This window comes from Kribbella sp. CWNU-51, from assembly GCF_054073265.1.
The window spans coordinates 173,821-197,132 of sequence record NZ_JBSXMZ010000051.1 but is presented as its reverse complement, the minus strand read 5'-3'; the positions used below and the strand labels follow the sequence as shown (position 1 = coordinate 197,132).

General features: G+C 68.3%; 17 protein-coding genes. 11 read left to right on the top strand and 6 right to left on the bottom strand.

Annotated features, from left to right (window positions below):
* Positions 1-45: 45 nt before the first annotated feature.
* From ACXC9Q_RS38045 to ACXC9Q_RS38005, 9 genes are all read left to right on the top strand, one after another.
* Positions 46-252, top strand: a complete 207-nt coding sequence (locus tag ACXC9Q_RS38045) for a hypothetical protein (protein WP_457061571.1) — start codon at positions 46-48, stop codon at positions 250-252.
* A 69-nt stretch (positions 253-321) separates the two neighbouring features.
* Entirely contained in the window at positions 322-540 is a 219-nt protein-coding gene (locus ACXC9Q_RS38040; protein ID WP_457061570.1) for a hypothetical protein, read from the top strand.
* 102 nt (positions 541-642) lie between these two features.
* Complete coding sequence (locus ACXC9Q_RS38035; RefSeq protein WP_457061569.1) at positions 643-1,653, top strand: LacI family DNA-binding transcriptional regulator; 1,011 nt, start codon at positions 643-645, stop codon at positions 1,651-1,653.
* A gap of 99 nt (positions 1,654-1,752) precedes the next feature.
* The gene (locus ACXC9Q_RS38030) at positions 1,753-3,048 is read left to right on the top strand and encodes an extracellular solute-binding protein (RefSeq protein ID WP_457061568.1); all 1,296 of its coding nucleotides are present in this window, start codon (positions 1,753-1,755) and stop codon (positions 3,046-3,048) included.
* Positions 3,049-3,060: 12 nt separating this feature from the next.
* Positions 3,061-4,005, top strand: a complete 945-nt coding sequence (locus ACXC9Q_RS38025) for a carbohydrate ABC transporter permease (protein ID WP_457061567.1) — start codon at positions 3,061-3,063, stop codon at positions 4,003-4,005.
* A complete protein-coding gene (locus tag ACXC9Q_RS38020) occupies positions 4,002-4,829 on the top strand; it encodes a carbohydrate ABC transporter permease (protein ID WP_457061566.1) in 828 nt (275 codons plus the stop codon). The genes ACXC9Q_RS38025 and ACXC9Q_RS38020 overlap by 4 nt, the downstream gene beginning before the upstream one ends.
* Before the next feature lie 28 nt (positions 4,830-4,857).
* A complete protein-coding gene (gene arfA / locus ACXC9Q_RS38015; protein WP_457061565.1) occupies positions 4,858-6,360 on the top strand; it encodes an arabinosylfuranosidase ArfA in 1,503 nt (500 codons plus the stop codon).
* A gap of 25 nt (positions 6,361-6,385) precedes the next feature.
* Complete coding sequence (locus ACXC9Q_RS38010) at positions 6,386-7,003, top strand: TMEM175 family protein (RefSeq protein WP_457061563.1); 618 nt, start codon at positions 6,386-6,388, stop codon at positions 7,001-7,003.
* A gap of 93 nt (positions 7,004-7,096) precedes the next feature.
* Positions 7,097-9,682 carry a GNAT family N-acetyltransferase gene (locus ACXC9Q_RS38005; protein ID WP_457061561.1) on the top strand — a complete coding sequence of 862 codons (2,586 nt, stop codon included), beginning with the start codon at positions 7,097-7,099 and terminating at the stop codon, positions 9,680-9,682.
* Here the strand turns inward: ACXC9Q_RS38005 and ACXC9Q_RS38000 are convergent.
* From ACXC9Q_RS38000 to glgX, 6 genes are all read right to left on the bottom strand, one after another.
* A complete protein-coding gene (locus tag ACXC9Q_RS38000) occupies positions 9,672-10,496 on the bottom strand; it encodes an SAM-dependent methyltransferase (RefSeq protein ID WP_457061560.1) in 825 nt (274 codons plus the stop codon). The two genes, ACXC9Q_RS38005 and ACXC9Q_RS38000, sit on opposite strands and share 11 nt — an antisense overlap.
* Before the next feature lie 256 nt (positions 10,497-10,752).
* Positions 10,753-10,950 (bottom strand): hypothetical protein, encoded by a 198-nt coding sequence (locus ACXC9Q_RS37995; protein WP_457061558.1) that lies wholly within the window; start codon positions 10,948-10,950, stop codon positions 10,753-10,755.
* A 160-nt stretch (positions 10,951-11,110) separates the two neighbouring features.
* A complete protein-coding gene (gene treZ, locus ACXC9Q_RS37990; RefSeq protein WP_457061556.1) occupies positions 11,111-12,838 on the bottom strand; it encodes a malto-oligosyltrehalose trehalohydrolase in 1,728 nt (575 codons plus the stop codon).
* Between the two features lie 422 nt (positions 12,839-13,260).
* Positions 13,261-15,369, bottom strand: coding sequence for a DUF222 domain-containing protein (locus tag ACXC9Q_RS37985; protein ID WP_457061554.1), 2,109 nt, complete (start codon positions 15,367-15,369; stop codon positions 13,261-13,263).
* A gap of 591 nt (positions 15,370-15,960) precedes the next feature.
* Positions 15,961-18,366, bottom strand: coding sequence for a malto-oligosyltrehalose synthase (treY, locus tag ACXC9Q_RS37980; protein ID WP_457061553.1), 2,406 nt, complete (start codon positions 18,364-18,366; stop codon positions 15,961-15,963).
* Positions 18,363-20,480 (bottom strand): glycogen debranching protein GlgX, encoded by a 2,118-nt coding sequence (gene glgX, locus ACXC9Q_RS37975; RefSeq protein ID WP_457061552.1) that lies wholly within the window; start codon positions 20,478-20,480, stop codon positions 18,363-18,365. Before glgX ends, treY begins: the two co-directional genes overlap by 4 nt.
* Before the next feature lie 156 nt (positions 20,481-20,636).
* Here glgX and ACXC9Q_RS37970 point away from each other — a divergent pair, with 156 nt between their 5' ends.
* Positions 20,637-21,125 carry a hypothetical protein gene (locus ACXC9Q_RS37970; protein WP_457061550.1) on the top strand — a complete coding sequence of 163 codons (489 nt, stop codon included), beginning with the start codon at positions 20,637-20,639 and terminating at the stop codon, positions 21,123-21,125.
* Positions 21,122-23,257, top strand: coding sequence for a bifunctional polysaccharide deacetylase/glycosyltransferase family 2 protein (locus ACXC9Q_RS37965; RefSeq protein WP_457061548.1), 2,136 nt, complete (start codon positions 21,122-21,124; stop codon positions 23,255-23,257). The genes ACXC9Q_RS37970 and ACXC9Q_RS37965 overlap by 4 nt, the downstream gene beginning before the upstream one ends.
* Positions 23,258-23,312: the final 55 nt, after the last annotated feature.

Here is a 23,312-nt window from a genome sequence, read left to right as displayed (position 1 = left end):
GATGGGCACTGGAAGGTCGTCAACCGAAGAGAAAGAGTGAGAGCGATGACCCCCCTGCCGCAGTCCACCCGTAACGCCGCGGAACCGTGGACAGCGAAGGAAGTCCGGCAGTTCGAGAGACTCGCGGCGGAGAACCTGCCACCCTCGGTGATCAGCCTCCGCCTCGGCCGCCCGATCCCGGCCATCCTCACCAAGGCCGTCGAGGCGGGCATCAGGCTCACCCCGCTCAACCGCCCGCCGTACGGCGTATGACGCCGACATCCTGACGCCGGGACGGCGCCGTCGTACCGTGGAGTGCAAACACGTCCCAGGGAGGGTGTCATGACTGTCCGCAGACCCGGTAGATGGGATCCCGGCGAAGAGCCGTCCCCGGTGATCGACGAGACGCTGCAGGAGGAAGGCCTCGAGCTGACCAACTACGACGGCGTGATCCCCGACCACCCCGGTGGCAAATCTCTCGGACCGCAGCCCAACCCACCCCGGCGCCCGCCCCACAAGGCACCCCCGGAGGAACCGGCGGAGGAACCGGCCGACAGCTGACCGGAGCACCCTCCAGCGGCGACGGAGCACGCGGGCGACGGCAACACGCCGCCCGCGTGCATTACCGTGTGTGCCCATGACCGGATGGTTGGGGGTGGCGCCGTGGCGGTGACGATGCGGGACGTGGCGCGGCAGGCCGGGGTGTCGCCGAAGACGGTCTCCAACGTGATGAACGGGTATCCGTACATCCGCGAGGAGACCCGGACCAGGGTGCTCGCCGCGATCGACGCCCTCGGCTACCAGATGAACATCTCCGCCCGGAACCTGAAGTCCGGTCGGACCGGCATCATCGGCCTGGCCGTCCCCGAGCTGAGCCTGCCGTACTTCGGCGAGCTCGCCGACGCGGTGATCGAGGCCGCCGAGGCGCACGGCCTGACTGTGATGATCGAGCAGACCGGCGCGGACCGTGACCGCGAGCTGACCGTGATCAATCGGCCGCGTGGCCACCTCGTCGACGGCCTGCTCTACAGCCCGCTCGGCCTCGGCCAGGACGACATCGGGCACCTCAGCACGTCCACGCCGATGGTGCTGCTCGGCGAACGCATCTTCCACAGCCCGGTCGACCACGTGATGATCGACAACGTGGCCGGCACCAAGGCCGCGGTCGAGCACCTGCTGCAGCTCGGCCGTCGCCGGATCGCCGTCCTCGGCGTCCACCCCGGCGAGAAGATCGGCACGGCCTCGATCCGGTACGGCGCCTATGCAGAGGCGCTGACGCAGCACGACCTCCCCGTGCCCGAGGAGCTCGCCTTCCCGGCGGGGAAGTGGCACCGCTCGACCGGCGCCGAGGCGATGGAGGCGTTGCTCGCGTCCGGCGCGAAGTTCGACGCCGTACTCGGGCTGAACGACACGCTGGCGCTCGGCGCGGTCCGGGTGCTCACCCGGCACGGCATCCGGATCCCGGACGACGTGGCCGTGGCGGGCTTCGACAACATCGACGAGGCGCAGTACAGCACTCCGACGTTGACCACCGTCGATCCCGGCCGCATCCAGATCGCCCGGGCGGCCGTCGACCTGCTGGTCCAGCGAATGGCCGGCGACGACTCCGAGCACGCGGAGATCGTCGCGCCGTACGAGCTGCACACGCGCGAATCCACGCTCGGCGCCAGCTGAGGTCTTGACGGTCCCGGAGCACCCGGGCATCATCTCTACACCGATGTAGTACACCGATGTAGAACGCCCTGTCCCCGCCCCCGCCTGGAGGACACGCAGATGCCTGACGACTCCCCTCCGCCCCTCCGCCCACGGCGTCGAGCAGTACTTGGTGGCCTGCTCGGCGGCGCCCTCGCCCTCACCGGCTGCGGCAGCCTCGGCAGCAAACCCAGAGTCCGGGAATGGAACCTCTTCGGCGGCGGCGACGGCGCCCGCCTGCTGCAGATCCATCAGCAGTACGTCGCCGAGCACCCCGACGTGCGGTTCGGGGCGACCACCCTCGCCTGGGGCCCGCCGTTCTACACCAAACTCGCGATGTCGGCGGCCGGCGGCCGGGCGCCAGAGGTCGCGACCATGCACATGTCCCGGCTGAAGGGATTCAGCCCGACGACGATGCTCGACCCGATCCCGGTCGATCTGCTGTCCGCTGCCGGCGTGCACCAGTCCGACTTCCTGCCGGCGACCTGGGACCGCTGCGTCATCGACGGCAAGCTGTACGCCGTTCCGCTGGACCAGCACCCGTTCGTCCTCTACTACAACCTCGAGATCTGCAAGAAGGCAGGTCTGCTTGGCCTGGACGACAAGATCAAGATCGTCAAGGGCGTGACCGAGTTCCTCGACATGCTCCGGGCGGTCAAGGAGACCACCGGCAAGTACGCCGTCTCCGTCGACACCACCAGCCCGTGGCGGCTGTGGTGGACGCTGTACGGCCAGCTCGAGGGTGAGTTCTTCAGTCCGGACGGCAAAGAGCTGGTGATCGACGACGCCAAGGCGCTCGAGGCCCTGGACCTGATCGCGAAGCTCGCGAGCGAAGGACTCACGCCGCGGTCGGCGAACTACGCCGCCCTGGTCGCCCAGTTCAGCAACGGCGAGGCCGGGTTGAGCTTCAACGGTGAGTGGGAGGTCACGACGTACCAGACCGCGAAGCTGCCGTTCAGCATGGCGCCGTTCCCGGTCGTGTACGACGTACCGAAGTTCCAGGGCGACTCGCACACCTTCGTGCTGCCGCACCAGGCCCACCGCAACGCCGACGACACGAAGGCGACGATCGAGTACATCGCCTGGATGCTGAAGCACAGCGTCGAGTGGGCGGCCGGCGGCCACATCCCGGCGTACCAGCCGGTGGTGACGAGCCAGGAGTACCTGGCCCTCAAGCCGCAGGCGGAGTACCGCAGCGTCGCTCCGAACGTGCTGTACGACCCGGATGCGTGGTTCAGCGGTTCGGGGGCCCAGCTGGAGAACGAGTCCGCCGCGGCCTTCAACGGGATCGCGACCGGACAGGCCACTCCGAAGGCCGCGCTCGCCCAGTTCAAGGCAGCCACACAGAAGCTGCTCGACACCCCTTCCCCGGTCTGAAAGGAGGCCATCATGGCTGTGCAGACACCACCTCGTGCCCTCAGTACCACCCGACCGGCCGCACCGAAGCCGGGCACTGGCCGCCCGTGGATGGAGCGTTGGGGCGGACTGTTCTTCGTGGCGCCGTTCCTGCTGCTGTTCGCGGTCTTCCTGCTCTGGCCGATCGTGTCCGGCCTGTGGAACAGCTTCTTCAACACCAGCCTGGCCGGGGTCAAGCACCAGTTCCTCGGCCTGGAGAACTGGCGGGAGATGTTCGGTGACCCGGCTGTCTGGTCGTCGCTCAAGAACACCCTCGTCTTCACCGCGATGAGCACGCCGCCGCTGGTGATCATCGCCCTCCTGATGGCTCTGCTCGCCAACCGCAAAGGCCTGCTCGGCTGGCTGTTACGGTTCTCGTACTTCGCTCCGTTCGTCCTGCCGGCCACCGTCGTGACGCTGATCTGGGTGTGGATCTACCAGCCCGGCTTCGGCCTGGTGAACGGGCTGCTGACGGCCGGCGGGTTCGCCGAGATCGACTGGCTGAACACCGAGAACCGGGCCATGCTCGCGATCGTGATCACCACCGTCTGGTGGACCGTGGGGTTCAACTTCCTGCTCTATCTGGCCGCCCTGCAAGGGATTCCCGCCCAGGTCTACGAGGCGGCCGCGATCGATGGCGCGAACGGGCGGCAGCAGCTGTTCCGGATCACGCTGCCGTTGCTGAGCCGGACCACCGGGCTGATCGTCGTCCTGCAACTGGTTGCGTCGCTGAAGATCTTCGACCAGGTGTACCTGATGACCGACGGCGGGCCGAACTTCGCGACCCGGCCGATCATCCAGTACATCTACGAGAACGGCTTCACCAACTACCGGATCGGCTACGCCTCGGCGATCTCGTACATGTTCTTCGCGGTCATCGTGGTGGTCGCGCTGCTGCAGTTCAAACTGTTCTCCGGCCGGAAGGAGACCGGCGAATGAGGACGTCGTGGACCTTCCCGAAGGTGGCGAGCATCGTCGGCGCGGTCATCCTGGCGGTCGTGTGGCTGGTCCCGCTCCTGTGGGCCTTGGACACCTCCCTCAAACCGGAGCCGGAAACGACCCGGTCGCCCATCACCTGGTTGCCCGATGCACCGACTCTGGGTGCCTACCAGAGCGTCATCGATCAGGGTGATCTGATCCGCTGGTTCCTGAACAGCAGCGTCGTGTCCGTCCTGGTGACCGGCCTGACGCTCGTCGTGTCGGTGCTGGCCGCCTTCGGCTTCTCGCGGACCAGGTTTCCCGGCCGGCGGGTGCTGTTCGGGCTGATCATCGCCGGCATCCTGGTCTCGCCGCAGGTGCTGATCGTGCCGTTGTTCCAGGAGATGACCGGGCTCGGCCTGGTCGACACCTATTGGGGCATCGTGCTGCCGCAGGTGGTCGCGCCGGTGATGGTGTTCGTGCTGAAGAAGTTCTTCGACGGCATCTCCCGTGACTACGAGGACGCCGCCCGGGTCGACGGCGCGTCCCGGTGGCGGATCGTCTGGAGCGTGATGGTGCCGATGTCGCGGCCGATCCTCGTTGCCGTCGGCATCTTCACGTTCATCGGTGCCTGGAACAACTTCCTCTGGCCCTTCATCGTGACCACCGACCCGTCGATGATGACGATCCCGGTCGGCCTGGCCAACGTGCAGGGCTCGTACGGCCTACGCTACGCCCAGATCATGGCCTCCGCGGTCCTGGGCGGACTTCCCTTGCTGATCGTCTACGCCCTGTTCCAGCGCCATGTGGTCCGCGGCGTCGGCGACGCAGGCATCAAGGGTTGACACCACTCACCACGACAGGAGCAACCTGGTGCCCGCTGCCAACCTCACCATCGACCCCGCGTTCACGATCGCGCCCGTGAACCGCCGTACCTTCGGGACCTTCGTCGAACACATGGGCCGGTGCGTCTACACCGGTATCTACGAACCGGGCCACGCGACCGCCGACGAGGACGGGTTCCGCAAGGACGTCCTCGAGCTCACCCGCGAGCTCGGCGTCTCGGTGGTCCGCTACCCCGGCGGCAACTTCGTCTCCGGCTACCGCTGGGAGGACGGCGTCGGCCCGCGCGAAGGACGGCCGCGCCGGCTCGACCTCGCCTGGCACAGCATCGAGACGAACGAGTTCGGCCTGGACGAGTTCATCCGCTGGTGCGCCAAGGCCGGGTTCGAGCCGATGATGGCGCTCAACCTCGGTACGCGCGGAGTCCAGGAGGCGCTCGACCTCCAGGAGTACTCGAACCACCTGGGCGGGACCGCCTTGTCCGACCTGCGCGAGCAGCACGGCGCATCGCCGTACGGCGTCAAGCTGTGGTGCCTCGGCAACGAACTGGACGGCCCGTGGCAGGTCGGGCACAAGACGCCGACCGAGTACGGACGGCTCGCGGCAGAAACGGCACGGGCAATGCGGATGATCGAGCCCGATCTGGAGCTGGTCGCGTGTGGCTCGTCCTCGTCACGGATGCCGCTGTTCGGCACCTGGGAGCGGGAGGTCCTGCGGGAGACGTACGACTTCGTCGACTACATCTCCTGCCACGCGTACTACAGCAACGACGACGGCGACACGGCGTCCTTCCTGGCCTCGGCGGTGAACATGGACCGCTTCATCGAGGCCGTGGTCGCGACCGCGGACCACGTCGGCGCCGAGCTCAAGAGCAGCAAGAAGATCGGCATCTCCTTCGACGAGTGGAACGTCTGGTACGGCGAACGGTCCCGCCGGACAGACGGCCCGCACGACCGGTGGGAGGTGGCGCCGCGACGGATCGAGGACGAGTACAACGTCACCGATGCCGTTGTCGTGGGCAACCTGCTGATCTCGCTGCTGCGGCACAGCGACCGGGTCGCGGTCGCGTGCCTGGCGCAACTGGCGAACGTGATCGCGCCGATCATGACCGAGCCCGGCGGCCCGGCCTGGCGGCAGCCCACGTTCCACCCGTTCGCGATCACCTCCCGGCTCGCCGCCGGCCAGGTGCTCCAGGTGCGGGCCGACTCGCCGACCGTCAGCACCGCCAAGTACGGCGACATCCCGGCCGTCGATGCGGTCGCCACGTACGACGAGGGCCGGCTCGCGGTCTTCGCCGTGAACCGGTCGACCGAGGGCCCGGTCGAGATCACCGTGGACGTCAGCCGGACCGGCGTCACCGCGATCGAGGAGGCCGTGATCGTCCACGACGAGGACCCACTCGCCACCAACTCGGCCGCTCACCCGGACCGGGTGACCGCCCAGCCTCACGAGTCGGTGAGCCTCGCCGACGGCAAGCTGACCATTACGCTCCCAGCGATCAGCTGGACAGCGCTTTCTCTGTCGACGGACTGATGGTGCTAGGTCAGACTGGGTGGCCGTGAGCACCCAGTCTGACCTAGCCGAGACCAACCGGCTGGAAGCCTTCAGCGATGGCGTCTTCGCGATCGCGATCACCCTGCTGGTCCTCGAGCTGCACAGCCCCGAACTCGAAGAGGGCCAACAGCTGTGGCCGGCGCTGCTGCACGAGTGGCCACAGTTCGCGGCGTACCTGACCAGCTTCGCGATCCTCGGGGTCATGTGGGTCAACCACCACTCGCTGTTCCGCCAGATCCAGCACGCCGACCGCGGGCTGCTGTTCCTCAACTTGCAACTGTTGCTGTGGGCGACGTTGCTGCCGTTCCCGACCAGTCTGTTCGCCGAGCACCTCAGAGACGACTCGATCAACGCGAGCGTCGCCGCAGCCGTCTACAGCACCAACCTGACCCTGGCCGCGATCGCGTTCAGCCTGATCTGGTGGCACGTCCTGCGCAAGCACCTGGTCGAGCACAACATGACGAACGCGCAGGTCCGGAGGTCGCTGCTCAGGTACTCGATCGGCACCTTGATCTACGCGGCCTGCATCGGGCTGTCCTTCGTCTCCGCGCGGGCAACACTGCTGGTCGTCTTCCTGCTGGCGGTGTACTACGGCTTCGAGCAGCTCAGGACACGCGCCTGAACTGCGTGACACCTCCAGCGACAATTGGCGTTGCGAGCCTGTTGGCTGCCTTGTAAATTACCGCAGCCTAACCTAACTGAAACGAGGACCGCTGTGAATGCGAGGGTGTTCCGGGACACGTACGGCGTACCGCACCTGCAAGCCGGAGACCCCCTTGCCCTCGCGTACCTGCAAGGCGTCAACGTCGCTCGCGACCGGGCCTGGCAAGTCGAGTTCGAGCGGCGGCGCTACCTCGGGACGAGTGCCGCGTTCCTCGGTCCCGAGGCGGCGGGGTGGGACGTGTTCGCCCGGCAGGCCCGGCTTGCCGACACCGCGCGGCGCTGCTTCGAGGCGCTCGACGACGAGACGCGCGAGTGGATCACGGCGTACGTCGAAGGCGTCAACCACGCGCTTCCGGGTGGGGCCCGGCGCGCGCCGGAGTTCGCCGAGACCGGGCTGACGTTGCAGGCGTGGGAGCCGTGGACGCCACTCGGGATCTGGCTGGCGGTGCATGTCCTGTTCGCCGGGTTCCCCTCGAAGTTGTGGCGGACGCACGTGGCCGGGCATCTCGGGAACGAGGCGCTCGAGCTGTTCAGCTCGGAAGGGCCGCACACGTCCGGGAGCAACGGCTGGCTGATCCCCGGCTCGCTCACCACCTCCGGCCAGGCGATTGTCGCCGGCGACCCGCACCGGTACATCGAGAGCCCGGGCGTCTACCAGCAGATCCAGCTGACCTGCCCCGAGTACGACGTTCTCGGGCTGGCCGTCCCCGGCATCCCGGGTCTCGCCCACTTCGGCCACACCGGGAAGGTCGCGTGGGCCATCACCAACGCCATGGCCGACTACCAGGACCTGTACGCCGAACAACTCCGTCGCACCGGATCCGGCGTGGAGGCCCTCGGCCCGGAGGGCTGGACTGCGTGCGCGGTGCACACCGAGGTGGTCGAAGTCAGTGGGGCCGACCCGATCGGGGTGGACGTGATCGAGACCGACCGCGGTCCGATGATCATGGACGGAATCAGTCTGAGGTATCCGCCCCGGGTGACCAGCCGACTGGGTTTCGAAGCGCTGCCGAAGTTGCTCCGAGCAACAACCGTGGACGATGTCGAAGCCGCCTTCGAGGAGTGGGTGGAGCCGGTCAACGTGGTATTGGCGGCTGACACCGCCGGTGGTTTGCTGCATCGGACGGCTGGGATGGTTCCGCGCCGGCACGAGAGCAACCGGCTGCGCGTCGTACCGGCGTGGGAGGCCGAGCACCAGTGGGACGGCTGGCACGATCCGATGCCGCGGGCAACTGTCGACGGGCCGGCCGTGATGGCGAACGCGCGTGAGCTCGCGGCGCCGCTGGGCGTCGAGTTCGCCACCCCGCACCGGTCCCGCCGGATCCGGGAGCTCCTCGCCTCCCGGCCCACGTGGTCAGTCGGCGAGATGCCGGACATCCACACCGACACCTTCCTCGGATCCGCCGGCTCGATCCTGGATCTCCTGCCCGGCCTGGAGGATCTCTCCGAGCAAGCCGTTGCCCTGCGCACCGAGTTGCTCGGCTGGGATCGCCGGATGGACGCCGCGAGTACGACGGCCTCGTCGTACGCCGCACTCCGCAAGGCGCTCGTCTCCCGGCTGACCGACCACTTCACGCTGCTCGAGAACGCCGAATGCGCAGAGGTGTTCGCGCCGTGGATGGACACCCTGACGCACGTCTCGTTCGCGCTGGAGAACCTGATCGCGACCGACCTGCTTCCGGAAGTCAACGTCGGCTGGCTGGCCCGGGAAGCGCTCGAGGACGTGGCGGCCCGCAACGCCCGGCCGCCGTGGGGTGAGACCCATCAGCTGTCACCGCTGCACGCGCTGCGCGGTCCGGTGTTCGCGCCGGACGAGGAGCCGTTCGATCTCGGGGTGTCCGGTGACCACCACTGCGTCATGTCGACGTCAAGCCTTCCCGGCCTGACCGACGTGTGTGTCCGCGGCTCCGCGGCCCGCTATGCCTTCGATCTCGCGGATCGCTCGGCGAGTGGATGGGTCGTACCGTTGGGTGCGTCCGGCGTACTCGGGGATCCGCATCATCATGACCAGCTCCTGTTGTGGCAGCGCGGTGAGCTGGCCCCGGTCGAGGGCTCACTCACCCGCGAGGACCTGAGTTTCACCTGTGTCCTGGACGGTTTCGGCACGGTCCGCATCGTCGAGGCAGATCCTTCACGCGACCTGGAACTGATCCACGAGTGGGTGAGCGCCGAGCGAGCGACGTACTGGGGAATGGGTGAGCTGTCGCGGGACGAGATCGCCGCGACCTATCGGTTCCTGGATTCGGTGCCGACGCATCACGTGTACGTCGTCCGGCTGGACGACGTACCGATCGCGCTGTTGCAGACCTACGATCCACAGGCCGATCCGGCGGGTACGGCGTACGACGTCGAGGCCGGGGATCTCGGTCTCCATCTGCTGGTCGCGCCCGGCGAACCGCGGCCGGGCTTCACCGGCAACCTGATCGAGGCGCTGGCCGGCTTCGCGTTCGAGCACCTCGGGCATCCGCGCCTGGTGGTCGAGCCGGATGTCCGCAACACGCGCGCCATCGACCGCTTCCGTCGTAGCGGCTTCACGCTTGGCCCGGAAGCCACAATCACTCACCCGGATGGGACGACGAAGACGGCGCAGTTCGCCTTCCGCACCCGGGCCGAGTTCCTGGGTGAGGTCAGTCCTTGACCGCGAGGACGGCGGCGATGAGCCGCTGCCAGTCGGAGAGCTCGTCCGGCGCGTCCGGGTTGCGCCACTGGACGGCCGGGACCAGGCCGGGCTCGACGACGGTGAAGCCGTCGCCGAAGAGCGCGAGGATCTGCTCGTCGGTGCGCCAGCGGCCGCGGCCCAGCGACCCCTGGAGCACCTGCTCCAGCTCCTGGCTGCGCGGGTCGTTCTCGCTGCGGAAGTGGCTGATGAAGACGTAGCTGCCGGACGGGATCCGGTCGTACCAGAACCGGACCAGGCCGGCCGGGTCCTCGTCGTCGTTCACGTGGTGCAGGGTCGCGCTGAAGATCACCCCGACCGGCTGCGTGAAGTCGATCAGCCGCCGGGTCTCCTCGTGGTCGAAGATCGCCTTCGGGTCGCGCAGGTCGGCCTGGATGACGGTGGTGTTGTCGTTCTCGGCGAGCAGCGCGCGGCCGTGGGCGAGCACGATCGGGTCGTTGTCGGCGTACACGACCTTCGCATCGGGGGCGTACCGCTGGGCGACCTGGTGGACGTTGTCCGCGGTCGGCAGCCCGCTGCCCAGGTCGACGAACTGCCGGACCGGCGTGTTCGAGACGATCTCACGCACCGCCCGGATCAGGGCGCCCCGGTTGTCGGGCGCGATCTGCCGGGAGCCGGGCAGGTCGGTGATGAACTTGTCCCCGAACGCCCGGTCGACGGCGAAGTTGTCCTTGCCTCCGAGCAGGTAGTCGTACGTGCGAGCAATACTCGGCTTGCTCACGTCGAATCCGGGGAACGGCGGCTTCTCCGGAACCTGCTCGTTTGCATCGGCCATCGCGGCGGTCCTTCCGATCCGGTGGTGACAGCAGTCACTCTATGCGACCCCCGAACCGCCTCGCGCGCGACCCCGGCCAGTCTTTGCCGAGCTTTGTACTACTGACCGGTTCCCGAACGCGGGTCAGCCGGGTCCGGGCTCGGAGTGGTGGCCGGGCAGGCCGCAGCGGCCGTCGGGTTCCGGCTCGACGGCCGCTGTGGTGGTGCTGATCGAATGAGTGCGGTGACCTGATCTGGCGGGTCCTGCCACCGGTCTCTCAGCTGAGGACGGTCTTGGGCTTGTCGTGCTCGCGGCCGGCCGGATGGCGCTCGCGAGGTGGCTCGTGCAGCGTGTGGTCCGCGGTCCGTGGGGCCGGGCACACCGGGCCCCGGCGGATCGGTCCGCCGCCCAGCCGCCGGCTCTTCCACTGCTTCTCGTCGTAGTCGTAGTAGGTATCGACGCCTCCGATAGTCACCCAGATCCTCCCGTCTACCCCCCGGCTTCCTCTGCTCGCGATTCCACGTTGCGTCACGGGACGCTTGCACACAAGCGATTCCGGAAATCACCATCGATCAACAGGCTCGAACGCCGTGTTCTGTTGGATTGCGCCGGAATTGGGGCGGCGTTGGTAATTCTCAGACCGCGACGATCGCGACGCCGTGACCCGGCAACCGGATACCGCCAGTGACCAACTCCGCGGCGCCGAAGGCCATCACCAGGTACTCCGGGACCTCGTCGACCGGCACCACGGCCCCGGCTGCGGCCAGATTCACCACCACGCGCAGGCTGCCGCGTGCCACGACCAGCCAGTCCCCGCCGGGATCGAACGAGATGCCGACCGAGTCCAGCCGGTCGTTGCGCAGCTCTGGCATCCGCGCGCGGAAGGCGAGCAGGTGGCGATACCAGTTGAGCAGCTCGTGGTGCGGCGCGTTATCGAGCTCGGACCAGTCCAGCACCGAACTGCGCCACGTCTCCGGGTCCTGCGGATCCGGGATCTCGTCCGGCGTCCAGCCGTGCGCCGCGAACTCGCGCCGGCGACCGGTCCGGACCGCCTCGCCGAGGGCCGGCTCGTCGAAGTCGGTGAAGAAACGCCACGGCGTCGAGGCGCCCCACTCCTCCCCCATGAACAGCATCGGCGTGTACGGCGAAGTGACGACGAGCGCGGCGCCGATCGCGAGCTGGCCCGGCGTGAGAGCGGGTCGATCACCGAGCGCGCGGTTGCCGATCTGGTCATGGTTCGAGGTATAGACGAAGAACTCAACACCGCGGTGCCTCGCCGGGTCGACCGGCCGGCCCCAGTCCTTCCCGCGGAAGGTCGAGTACGAGCCGTCGTGCCGGAACACCTGCGTCAGCGTCTTCGCGAACACGGCCGGGTCCCCGAAGTCCACGTAGTACCCGAAGCGCTCGCCGGTCAGCAGGCTGTGCAGCGCGTGGTGGAAGTCGTCGCTCCACTGCGCGGTCATCCCCAGACCGCCGTCGACCACCGGCTCGACGACCCGTGGGTCGTTCAGATCGGACTCGGCGACCAGTCCGAGTGGCCGGCCGAGTTCTTCGGACAACTCCTCGGTCTCGAGCGACAGCTGTGCCAGCAGGTGCACCGGGCTGTCGTCGACCAGCGTATGGACAGCGTCCAGCCGCAAGGCATCCAGGTGGAACGACTGGAACCACCGCAGTGCGTTGTCACAGACCCAGCGGCGTACCTCCGTGCTGCCGGTGTCGTCGAGGTTGACCGCCGGACCCCACGGCGTCGTGTGCCGGTCGGTGAAGTACGGACCGAAGGCGGCCAGGTGGTTGCCACTCGGACCGAGGTGGTTGTAGACCACGTCGAGACACACGGCCAGTCCGGCGTCGTGGCAGCGGTCGACGAACCGCTGCAACGCTTCGGGCCCGCCGTACGGCTCGTGAACCGCGCAGAGGTGCACACCGTCGTACCCCCAGCCGTGGCGGCCGGGGAACGCGGCGACCGGCATCAGCGAGACCACCTCGACGCCCAGCACCACCAGGTAATCCAGGTGCTCGGCAGCCGCGTCCAGCGTGCCCTCCGGCGTGAACGTCCCGATGTGCAGTTCGTAGAAGACCGAGCCGCGCACATCCTGGCCGATCCAGTCCTCGTCCGTCCAGCCGAAGCGGTCCGCGTCGAAGACTCGACTGAAGCCGTGCACGCCGTCGGGCTGCCACGGGCTGCGTGGATCCGGCAACGGCTCGCTTCCGTCGACAGAGAACGCGTAGTCGGTGCCGTGGTGAGCCTCGACCACCTGCCGCTCCCACCAACCGTCGGCGGCCGCGCGCAGGGGCAGTACGCCGTCGAGCAGCACGAGATCAACAGAGGACGCGGCAGGCGCCCAAACACGGAAGGTGTGCACGCGCTCAGCTAATCACCACTTGCCTGCCGGCACCCGGAGAACGGGCGCTGCGGGGCCACGCGAGGAGAGCTCGAATGGTGAGGATCGGCCAGATCGAGGAGCATCTGCTTGGCATGCGCCCGCTCGCCAACCGCCTAACCGACACACGCCCACCCGCCAACCGCCACCACCCACCCAACACGCCCCCCACCCACCAACCACCCGTCAGGAGTGGTGGCAGGTCGCGTCGGCGTACGAGCATCGAGATCGAGCCGGGCGTGTGACCGAGCGTGGGGAGCACGACGATCGATCCGTCACCCATCACGTCGAACGCTTCGGTGAACGGTCCCAGGCCGGGCCCGACACGCCCCACCCACCACCCACCCGCCCGCGCCCGGCATGCGCTGCCATTCCGGCGGCTGATGCAGAACCCGGCAGAACGCCTACGCGGCAGTGGTGGGAGCGACGCGACGCTCCGCGGAGTCACGCCAGGGATCGACAGGGCCGCGTTTGAGTGTCGAACTGTCGTCATCAGCGCTTCCCCTGTCGCCGGACTTCCAGGCACGATCGCCCGAAGGGCCGAACAAGGCGCTGCCGCCCGTCCCGAGCTTGCTCCGGCAATCAGCGTTCGCGATCGAACTCCCGCCGTCGCCCCACGGATCGAAGTCGGCTGCGGGTGGGCGAGCCCGGGTATGGGGGTTGGGCTCGTCGAGATCGTCGCCCCAGGGGTTGAGGCGTGCGGCGTCCTCAGCGGTGATCCAGGGTGGGTCGGTGTCGCGTGGCCAGGCGCGGGCGGGTGCGCCGGGTGTAGTCACGCCGAGTGTGGTCGCGTCGGCTGCTCCGCGACGGGATGAGCGGGGTGTCGGTTTGGTGGTGTTGGGTGTGGTGGTTGGTGGCCGGTATCTGTCGCGGGGGACGGGGCCGGGGGTGGCCCAGGCGGGGCGGGCGACCTCGACGACGCCGTTGGTGATCTGGATGGTCCAGTGGCCGGCGTGCAGGTCGCGGTGACACCGTTTACACAGCAGGACGAGGTTGGTGATTTTGGTTTCGCCGCCGTCGATCCACGACTTCACGTGGTGGGCGTCGCAGTACAGGGGTGGGGCGCCGCAGCAGACACAACCCTTGTCGCGGGTGATGAGGGCCTTGCGGATCGGTCCGGTGGCGAGCCGCACGGTGGTGCCGACGTCCAACGGCTGGGAGTCCGAGCCAAGCACGATCGGGAGGATGTGGGCGTCGCAGGCCAGCCGCCGGATGGTGGCCGCTGACAGGGCGTCGCCGTAGATCAGGTGGCCGAGTTTGTCGGCAGTGGCGGCCTTGAGGTCGTTGTAGTCGATGGTGACGGTGATGTGTGGCTTCGAGCCATGCCCGGGGATGAACCCACCACCGTGACCGCGGCCCACCTCGGTCGGCGCACTGCCAGCGGCCTCTGCTGTGCCCGGCGCCGGGTCTTGCGCTGGACCGTCTGCTGCGTCGCGCATGCCGGGCAGGGTGCCGGCCATGTCGTCGGCAGCGGGATCGCCTCCGCCACCGGACCTACGGCGGCGCAGGTCCTGATGAGGCGTGGCATCGGACACCCCTGCGGTAGCGGCAGCGGCGGGGGTGGCGTGGTGACCGGCACTCTGTGTGGAGCCGGTGGCGGTAGGGGTGGCGTGGTGACCGGCACTGTGCGTGGGGTTGTTGGCGGCGGTGAGGACGGTCGTGAGGGCGTCGGCCTGACGCTTGTCGCGGCCGCGGGGGTCGAGCGCACCGTCGATGGTTTTGCGGGGCTTGGCGTGGGCGTGGATCAGGGTGCGGAACAGTTCGGCGTTCTCGTTGGCCAGGTAGCCGCGGAAGGCGACGCCGTTGTCGGCGTTCTTGAGGGTCAGGGACTCGCGGTCGTAGGCCTTCTGCTCGTTGGGCTCGGGGCCGTCGGTGTCGAGCCGGTCGCGGACGAGCCGACCGGCCCGGCGCAGGTCGAGCGGGCCGTGGGTGCGGCCGAGTTCCACCATTTCCCGCTCGGCGACCAGGAGATCGTCGGCCGGCACCGTGGCCGGCACCTTGTCCAACGCGGACACGATCGCCTCGGCCTGCGCTGGATGCAGCAACACCCCCACCCCCGCACCATCCTCGTCCGCATCGTGCTCGCCTGCACCGTCCGCTCCCGCACCGTCCGCTCCTGCACCGTCCGCTCCCGCACCGTCCGCTCCCGCACCCTGCTCGCTGTCGCCGACGTCGTTGTTGGCCGGGTTGGTGTCGCTGGCACCGGTATCCGTGGTTGCGTCGTCTGTCATGGGGATGGGGAGGGCGGCGGCGACGGCCGGGAACTTGTCGAGTCTGGTGGCGAGGTGGACGTCGCGGCGGGCCTTGGTGGCGTCGATGCGGTAGCGGAAGGTCAGCAGCCGGGCGGTGGTGCCGGCACCGAGTTCTTGGGCGTGGCCGGTGGACTCCAGGCCGGCGATGAGGTGCAGGGCGAAGGTCTCCAGGCGGGCGATCTCGGCGTACGCAGCATCAAGAGACGACAGCATCTCGCTGCCGCTCATCGACCACACCGGTCGCTGTCCGAGAATCTCCATACCCAAACTGTAAACAGCCCTGCGGACAGTTTTCAAACCCGGATGCCCTTGTTTTCAAGGGATTCCGTTCACAAGCGGTTGTCCACAGCGACGCCGGGTTGTGGACAACACGACCCGGGCGGTGGGCTGTTGTGCTACCACCCCGAGCGGACGTCTAGAGGAATGTTGTCGTCGGCAACGACTGTGTCCGATGAACCGGGCGCGAGCGGAGAACGACGCCGGCGAGCTGCACGCACCACCCGGAAAGTGACCTGACAGGAACCTGCCGCAGAGGCCCTCCAGGTACTGCCGGCCCGGGCCGGCGCCGCGTGCCGTCCATGAGAGGAGCATGAGCACAGCCCGCCGCCCGGTGGATGCCTCAGGCACGGAAGGTCCATGCACGGGAGACAACTCATTGCCTCCAGCAACCAACGCGCCTCGGCCGGCTGATCTACTGCCAAGGGGCTTGGCACCCCACGCGTCTCATGGTTCGGTTGCACGGCACCGGCAGCCACGCCGACAGGCTCGACGGCCGTCCGCTGAACCACCTACCCCGGTCCCGTCCCCACCTGGTGCGCCGGCGGAGGTCGCCGTCGTCGCCGGGGCTGGCTTTCAGCTCCGGACGAGCAGGGCCACCGGGAGGTTCTCCAGCAGCTCGTGGATCCGGGCTGCTCCGCTACCCACCTCGTGGCCGGTCAACACGTTCTTCCACTGGCCAGTCGGCAGCACCACAGTGCTGTCGCCCCAACCGCCGAGCCGATGCAGTGCCGCGGGCAGTCGGGTCGCCACCGTGATGACCGCGTCGCCACGGGCGAAGGCGACCGCGTGACCGTTGGATGTCGGGAGCGGGGTGTAGCTGCCGGCGAAGGCCTCCGGGTACTGCCGGCGAAGGCGGAGCGCCCGCGAGGTGACGAGCAGCTTCTCGTCGGACAGGTCGTCCGGTTTGGCACCGTCGTCCAGCCGCCGCAGCCGGTCGATCCGGTGCTGGTAGTCCACGGGCCGCCGGTTGTCCGGGTCCACGAGGGACAGGTCGACCAGTTCCGTGCCCTGATAGACATCCGGTACGCCGGGCATCGTGAGCTGCACGAGCTTCTGGCCGAGCGTGGCCGCCCGGACGAACTCGGTCTGCCGTGCGGCAAAGCGCCGTACCGACTCCAGCACCGTGGCGTCGGTGAGGACGGCACTCGCGAAGGCGGCGACGGCCTGTTCGTACTCCTCGTCCGGAGAGGTCCAGGTGGTGTGGCGCTTGGCTTCGCGGATCGCCTTGAGCAGATAGGCCTGCAGCCGGTCCTCAGGCAGCGGTCCGTCGTCCCAGGTGCCGAAGAGGGTCTGCCAGAACAGGTATTCCGTGCTCCCGTCCAGCACCGGGCTCCGGTGATCCTCCGACAACCGGCGCCACTCACGGACCGCCTCGGACCAGGCAGCGGGCTGCTCGGACAGTACGCCGAGCCGGGCACGCACGTCCTCGGATCGCTTGCTGTCATGAGTGGACAGCGTGGTCATCGTCTTCGGCCAGCGCTCGTTCAGCCGGGCCGCGAACGCGTGGAACTCCTCAGGCGTCACCCCGAAGTGCTCCGGATCCCCACCGACCTCGTTCAGCGACGTGAGCCGGAACCACCGGTAGAACGCGGTGTCCTCCACCCCCTTGGCCATCACCGGCCCACACGTCTGCTGGAACCGCACGATCAGCTCGTGCCGCGCGTGCTCGTCGATCCGGCTCGCCGTCCCGGTCTCCCTGCCGAGCAGCAGGTGCAGTACGACGTCGAGCGTCTCCTGCCGGTCCTCGTCCAGGTTCTGCCGGGCTTTCCCGGCCGCGCGCTCCAGAGCATCGATCGCGGTCGGCGCCGGCTGTTCCCCTGGTACGACGTACGCCCGGTAGACGTCGAAGTGGACGAGCAGCTCGACGACCACCTCGTGGAACGCACGGCGCGTGTGATCGCGCAGTCGTACGTCGTCCTGACAGATGCCGGCGAGCAGCTCAACCAGCCGATGCACTTCGGCGTACTGCCCGTGCTTGACGACCTCTCGCTTCGCCTCCTCCACGACCGGGCTGAAGTCGGCAGGTGCGCCGGTGAGCTCGGAGTGCAAGGCCGCAAGCGGTGCGGCACCGGCCGGGTCGACGAAGAGGCCGCCGACCCGGAGCAGAGCGTCGTACCCGGTGGTGCCGGCGCAGGGCCAGTCGTGGGGAAGCTCTTCGGTGCCTTCGAGGATCTTCTCGACCACGACCCACGCACCGCCGGTGCGCTCGGCCAGGCGACGGAGATAGCCGCGTGGGTCGGCCAGACCGTCCGGATGGTCGATGCGGAAACCGTTGAGCTTGCCCTCGTGCAGCAGTGCCAGCAGTAGCTCGTGTGTCGCGTCGAAGACCTCCTGTGTCTCCACGCGGACCGCAGCGAGGGTGTCGACGTCGAAGAAGCGCCGGTAGTTCAGCTCCTCGTCCGCGACCCGCCAGTGCGCGAGGCGGTACCACTGCTCGGTCACCAGCTCCGCGATCGGCAAATTCTCAGTCCCTGGCCGGAGCGGATACTCGTGCTCGTAGTACCGCAGTACGTCGCCATCGACCGACAGCTCGCCATCCGCCAGGACTCTGCCGATGCGCTGGCCCAGCACCGCCATCAGCAGTGGTTGGTTCCCCGAACCCCAGTCGACGTCGAACCAGTCGGCGTACGGCGACCCCGGCCCGTCCCGCAACACAGACCAGAGCGCCTTGTTGAGCCGAGCCGGTGTCGGCACAGCCACATGATTGGGTACGACGTCCGCCACCGCACCCATGCGGTGGTCGGCCAGCCGTGCGGCCAGCCGGTCGAACGCGGGGCGACCACCGGCCGGCTCGGACAGGCGGCTGTGGTCCACCACGTCGTACCCGTGCGTGGAGCCGGGCGCGGCCTGGAGGATCGGGGACAGGTAGGCGTGCGAGATCCCGAGGCCGGACAGGTACGGGACGACCGTGGCGGCGTCGTCGAACCCAAACTCGGCGCGCAGTTGCAACCTGTAGGTGGCCTGCGGGATCGCTGTCATCCAGCGGCCCGCCGCGGCCGGGTCAGAACCAGCATGCCGTGGGCCTCGATCCGGATGGTGCTGCCCGCGGTGTGCTCACGTTCCTCGGCACGACCGGTCGGCCTGATGGTGTCCACCACCACGGACCACGCCTCGCCGTACTCCTTCGCGGGCAGCAGGAAGTCCTGCGACTCGTAGTTGCTGTTCAGCAGGATCAGGAACGAGTCGTCCACCACCGGCTCTCCGCGCGGGTCCGGCTCCGAGATGGCGTCACCGTTGAGGAACACGGCCACCGCGCGGGCGTCGTCGCGGCTCCAGTCGCCGTCCTGCATCTCCTGGCCGTCGGGGGTGAACCAGACCAGGTCGCCGAGCCCGTCGACCCCTGTGTCGCCGTGGAAGAACCGACGGCGCCGAAGCACCGGGTGCTCGTTGCGCAACCGGACCAGCCCGCCGGTGAACTCCAGCAGGTCCTGCTGTTCCTCGGTGAGGTCCCAGTTCACCCAGGCAAGCTCGTTGTCCTGGCAGTAGACGTTGTTGTTGCCCGACTGGGTCCGGCCCTGCTCGTCGCCGTGGGCGAGCATCGGAACGCCCTGCGAGATCAGCAACGTGGCCAGGAAGTTGCGCTGCTGCTTGGCCCGCAACGCGAGCACGGCGGCATCGTCGGTCTCGCCCTCGGCGCCGCAGTTCCACGAGCGATTGTGGCTCTCGCCGTCGTTGCCGCCCTCGCCGTTGGCCTCGTTGTGCTTCTCGTTGTACGAGACGAGGTCGCGCAGCGTGAAGCCGTCGTGCGCGGTGATGAAGTTGATGCTCGCCAACGGGCGGCGGCTGTCGTCGCGGTACAGGTCCGACGAGCCGGTCAGCCGCGAGCCGAACTCGGCCAACGTGTACTTCTCGCCGCGCCAGAAGTCGCGGACGGTGTCGCGGTACTTGCCGTTCCACTCGGTCCACAGCGGCGGGAAGTTGCCGACCTGGTAGCCGCCGTCGCCGACGTCCCACGGCTCGGCGATCAGCTTGACCTGACTCACCACCGGGTCCTGCTGGACCAGATCGAAGAACGCCGACAGCCGGTCCACTTCATGGAACTGGCGTGCCAGCGTCGACGCGAGGTCGAACCGGAACCCGTCCACGTGCATCTCGGTGACCCAGTAACGCAGCGAGTCCATGATCAGCTGCAGCACGTGCGGGTGCCGCATCAGCAGGCTGTTCCCAGTGCCGGTGGTGTCGTAGTAGTGCGACTTGGCCGAGTCCACCAGCCGGTAGTACGCCGCGTTGTCGATGCCCTTGAACGACAGCGTCGGGCCCAGCTCGTTGCCCTCGGCGGTGTGGTTGTAGACGACGTCGAGGATGACCTCGATGTCGGCCTCGTGCAGCGCCTGCACCATCGTCTTGAACTCGGTCACCTGCTGGCCGCGGCCGCCCAGCGAGGAGTAGGCGTTGTGCGGGGCGAAGAAGCCGATCGTGTTGTAACCCCAGTAGTTGGACAGGCCCAGCTCCTGCAGATGCCCGTCCTGGGCGAACTGGTGCACCGGCATCAGCTCGATCGCGGTCACTCCGAGCTCCTTGAGGTGCTCGATGATCGCCGGGTGCCCGATCCCGGCGTACGTGCCGCGGATCTCCTCCGGCAGCCCCGGGTGGGTCTTCGTCAGGCCCTTGACGTGCGCCTCGTAGATCACCGTCTCGTGGTAGTCGTGCCCCGGCGGGCGATCGTTGCCCCAGTCGAAGAACGGGTTGGTGACGACCGAGAGCATGGTGTGCTCACGGTTGTCCATCGTGTTCAGCTCGTCGGGCTTGGCGAACCGATAGCTGAACAGCGACTCGTCACCGTCGATCTGCCCATCGATCGCTTTCGCGTAAGGATCCAGCAGCAGCTTGGACGGGTTGCACCGGTGCCCTTCGGCCGGGTTGTACGGTCCGTGCACCCGGAACCCGTACCGCTGCCCCGGCTGCACCGCCGGCAGGTACGCATGCCAGACGAATCCGTCCACTTCGGTCAGTTGCACCAACTGCTCGGTCCCGTCGTCGCCGATCAGGGCCAGATCTACTCGCTCAGCTACCTCCGAGAACACCGCGAAGTTCGTCCCGGAGCCGTCATACGTGGCTCCAAGGGGATAAGGACGGCCAGGCCATTTCTGCACCTGACGACAGTAGCCACCCCGGGCTGCGGCCGACGCACTCCGGGGTGTTTTTTGCTCCGGGAAGTCATCCGCTCGGAGTGATCCCGGCAGCACGCTCCGCTGTCACTACCCGCCGGTCTGCCGCGACCGACGGGTAGCCAGTAACATCCCTGGCTTGTGAAGTCGCCCTCCGCCAGGCGGCCGGTCTTCCTCGACTCGACCGGGCGTCGCCATCGCGCCATCCGCCGTACCGGCGTGGTGCTCGCCGTCCCGGTCGTCGGCTATCTGGTCCTGATGACCAGCAGCCTGTTCGGCGGGCCACGGCTGGAGACTCCGCTGGTTCCCCTACCTGAAGCCATCGTCCGGCCCGCGCACCGGCCGACCATCTCTCCTGCCCCGGAAGCCATTCAAACGATCGAACCAAAGTCGACACCGACTCCGGGCCACGAGAGCGAACCGACCAGGACACCGAGCACCACACCGTCGGGTATGCCGACCGCGACGCCATCAGGTACGCCGACCGTCGTACCCACGACGCCGACCATCGCACCGACCACGCACACCACCGGCTCGCCGAGCACTCCACCGGGTAAGCCGACGACCACGACGAACGGGAACAAGCCGACCGCGCCACCCGGTCGCACGAAGACGCCCGGCAAGCCGTGAGCCGCCCGGTCGCCCGACGCGCCAAGCCGGTCCCACTCCGCACCCACTGGGTGGTGCTGACCATGCTCCTCGTCTGCCTGTCGAGCATGCTGCTGCTGAACGGCTACACGCACCACCTGTTCGGCGCGGAGCCCGACGGTGCGGTCGCGGCCGTCGGCCCGGCCGGCGCCGTACCACGCACGATCGCGAAGGGCGGTCCGGTGATCGACGCCGGAGCGGGCCAGCCGAGATCCGTGTCACCCAAGGCCCGGACCATCGCACTGACCTTCGACGACGGACCGGATCCGGTCTGGACCCCGAAGCTGCTCGACCTGCTCAAGGCACAGCAGGTCAAGGCGACCTTCTTCGTGGTCGGCACCGCGGTCGCGGCGCATCCGCAACTGGCCCGCCGAATAGTTGCCGAGGGCCACCAAATCGGCCTGCACACGTTCACCCACGCGAATCTGAGCAAGGCGCCCGGCTGGCGCAGGTCGCTCGAGTTGCGCCAGAGCCAGTCGATCCTCGCCGGCGCCACCGGCGTCAGTACGCCGCTGTTGCGTCCGCCGTACTCGTCCGAGGCGGATGCACTCACCGACGCCGACTGGACCTCGATCGAGGCATCCCGGAAAGCCGGTTACCTGACCGTGCTGAGCACCCAGGACAGCGAGGACTGGCGCCGTCCCGGGACCACGCAGGTGATCGCGAACTCGATGCCGCGCGGCACCGCGGGCCAGGTGCTGCTGATGCACGACGCCGGCGGTGATCGCAGCGAGACCGTCGCCGCACTCACGAAGATGATCCCTGTCCTGAAGGCGCGCGGATACAAGTTCGCGACCGTCAGCGACGCCGTGGGGCTTCCGCAGCCTGTCCACAAGGCCGGCCTGCTGGACCGGGGCCGCGGCCTGGCGGCGATCTGGGCGATGCGTGTCAGCGACGGCGTCCTGACCGTGCTCACCTGGCTTTTGTACGCCGCCGGTGCGCTGAGCGTGCTGCGGGCGATCACCACGCTGATCGCCGCCCGGCGGCATGCCCGGCGGATGCGCGACTGGTCCTGGGGTCCGCCCGTGACCGAGCCGGTCAGCGTCATCGTCCCGGCGTACAACGAGAGCGCAGGGATCGAGGCCGCCATCCGGTCGCTGGTCGCATCGGACCATCCGCTCGAGGTGATCGTCGTCGACGATGGTTCGACCGACGGTACGGCGGACGTGGTCGAGGCTCTCGGGCTGCCATGGGTCCGGGTGATCCGGCAGCGCAACGCGGGCAAGCCGGTCGCGCTCAACACCGGACTCCAGGCCGCGCGCTTCGACCTGATCGCGATGGTCGACGGCGACACGGTGTTCGAGCCGGACGCCGTCCGGATGCTCGTGCAGCCGTTCGCGGATCCGGCCGTCGGCGCGGTATCGGGCAACGCCAAGGTCGGCAACCGGCGCGGGCTGCTCGGTCGCTGGCAGCACATCGAGTACGTGATCGGCTTCAACCTGGACCGGCGGCTGTTCGACCTGGCCGAGTGCATGCCGACCGTGCCGGGTGCGGTCGGCGGATTCCGGCGTACGGCGCTGGAGCGGATCGGCGGGCTCAGCGACGTGACGCTCGCGGAGGACACCGACCTGACCATGGCGCTGTGCCGGGATGGATGGCTGGTGGTCTACGAAGAGCGAGCGATCGCGTGGACGGAGGCACCGGCGTCGCTAGGTGCGCTGTGGCGGCAGCGGTACCGCTGGTGCTACGGAACGCTGCAGGCGATGTGGAAGCACCGCGGCGCCTGGGCGCAACGCTGGCAGGCAGGCAAGCTCGGGCGACGCGGTCTGACCTACCTCATGCTCTTCCAGGTCCTGCTGCCACTCCTCGCGCCCGTGGTCGACATCTTCGCGATCTACGGCCTGATCTTCCTCGACCCGCTCCGCGTCGGCCTCGTCTGGCTGGGCTTCCTGGCCCTGCAGTTCGCGATGGGCCTGTACGCGTTCCGGCTCGACGGCGAACGGCCCGGACCACTCTGGACACTCCCGCTACAGCAGTTCGTCTACCGGCAACTCATGTACCTCGTCGTCATCCAATCCGTCTTCACCGCCCTGGCGGGCTCCCGCCTGCGCTGGCAACGAATGGAACGCTACGGAAGCCTCCAGGCCCCCGCGAGCACCGAAGGTTTCACCTAGACCGACCCGAGCCACAACTACACACCCGAGACGTGGTCACCTGACGCATCCGGGT

Coding starts and splice junctions, on each gene's coding strand:
- ACXC9Q_RS38030 (WP_457061568.1), top strand. CDS start 1,753: ATGCCTGACGACTCCCCTCCGCCCCTCCGCCCACGGCGTCGAGCAGTA.
- ACXC9Q_RS38000 (WP_457061560.1), bottom strand. CDS start 10,496: ATGGCCGATGCAAACGAGCAGGTTCCGGAGAAGCCGCCGTTCCCCGGA.
- ACXC9Q_RS38020 (WP_457061566.1), top strand. CDS start 4,002: ATGAGGACGTCGTGGACCTTCCCGAAGGTGGCGAGCATCGTCGGCGCG.
- ACXC9Q_RS38025 (WP_457061567.1), top strand. CDS start 3,061: ATGGCTGTGCAGACACCACCTCGTGCCCTCAGTACCACCCGACCGGCC.
- ACXC9Q_RS38040 (WP_457061570.1), top strand. CDS start 322: ATGACTGTCCGCAGACCCGGTAGATGGGATCCCGGCGAAGAGCCGTCC.
- ACXC9Q_RS38045 (WP_457061571.1), top strand. CDS start 46: ATGACCCCCCTGCCGCAGTCCACCCGTAACGCCGCGGAACCGTGGACA.
- treY (WP_457061553.1), bottom strand. CDS start 18,366: ATGACAGCGATCCCGCAGGCCACCTACAGGTTGCAACTGCGCGCCGAG.
- ACXC9Q_RS37985 (WP_457061554.1), bottom strand. CDS start 15,369: ATGGAGATTCTCGGACAGCGACCGGTGTGGTCGATGAGCGGCAGCGAG.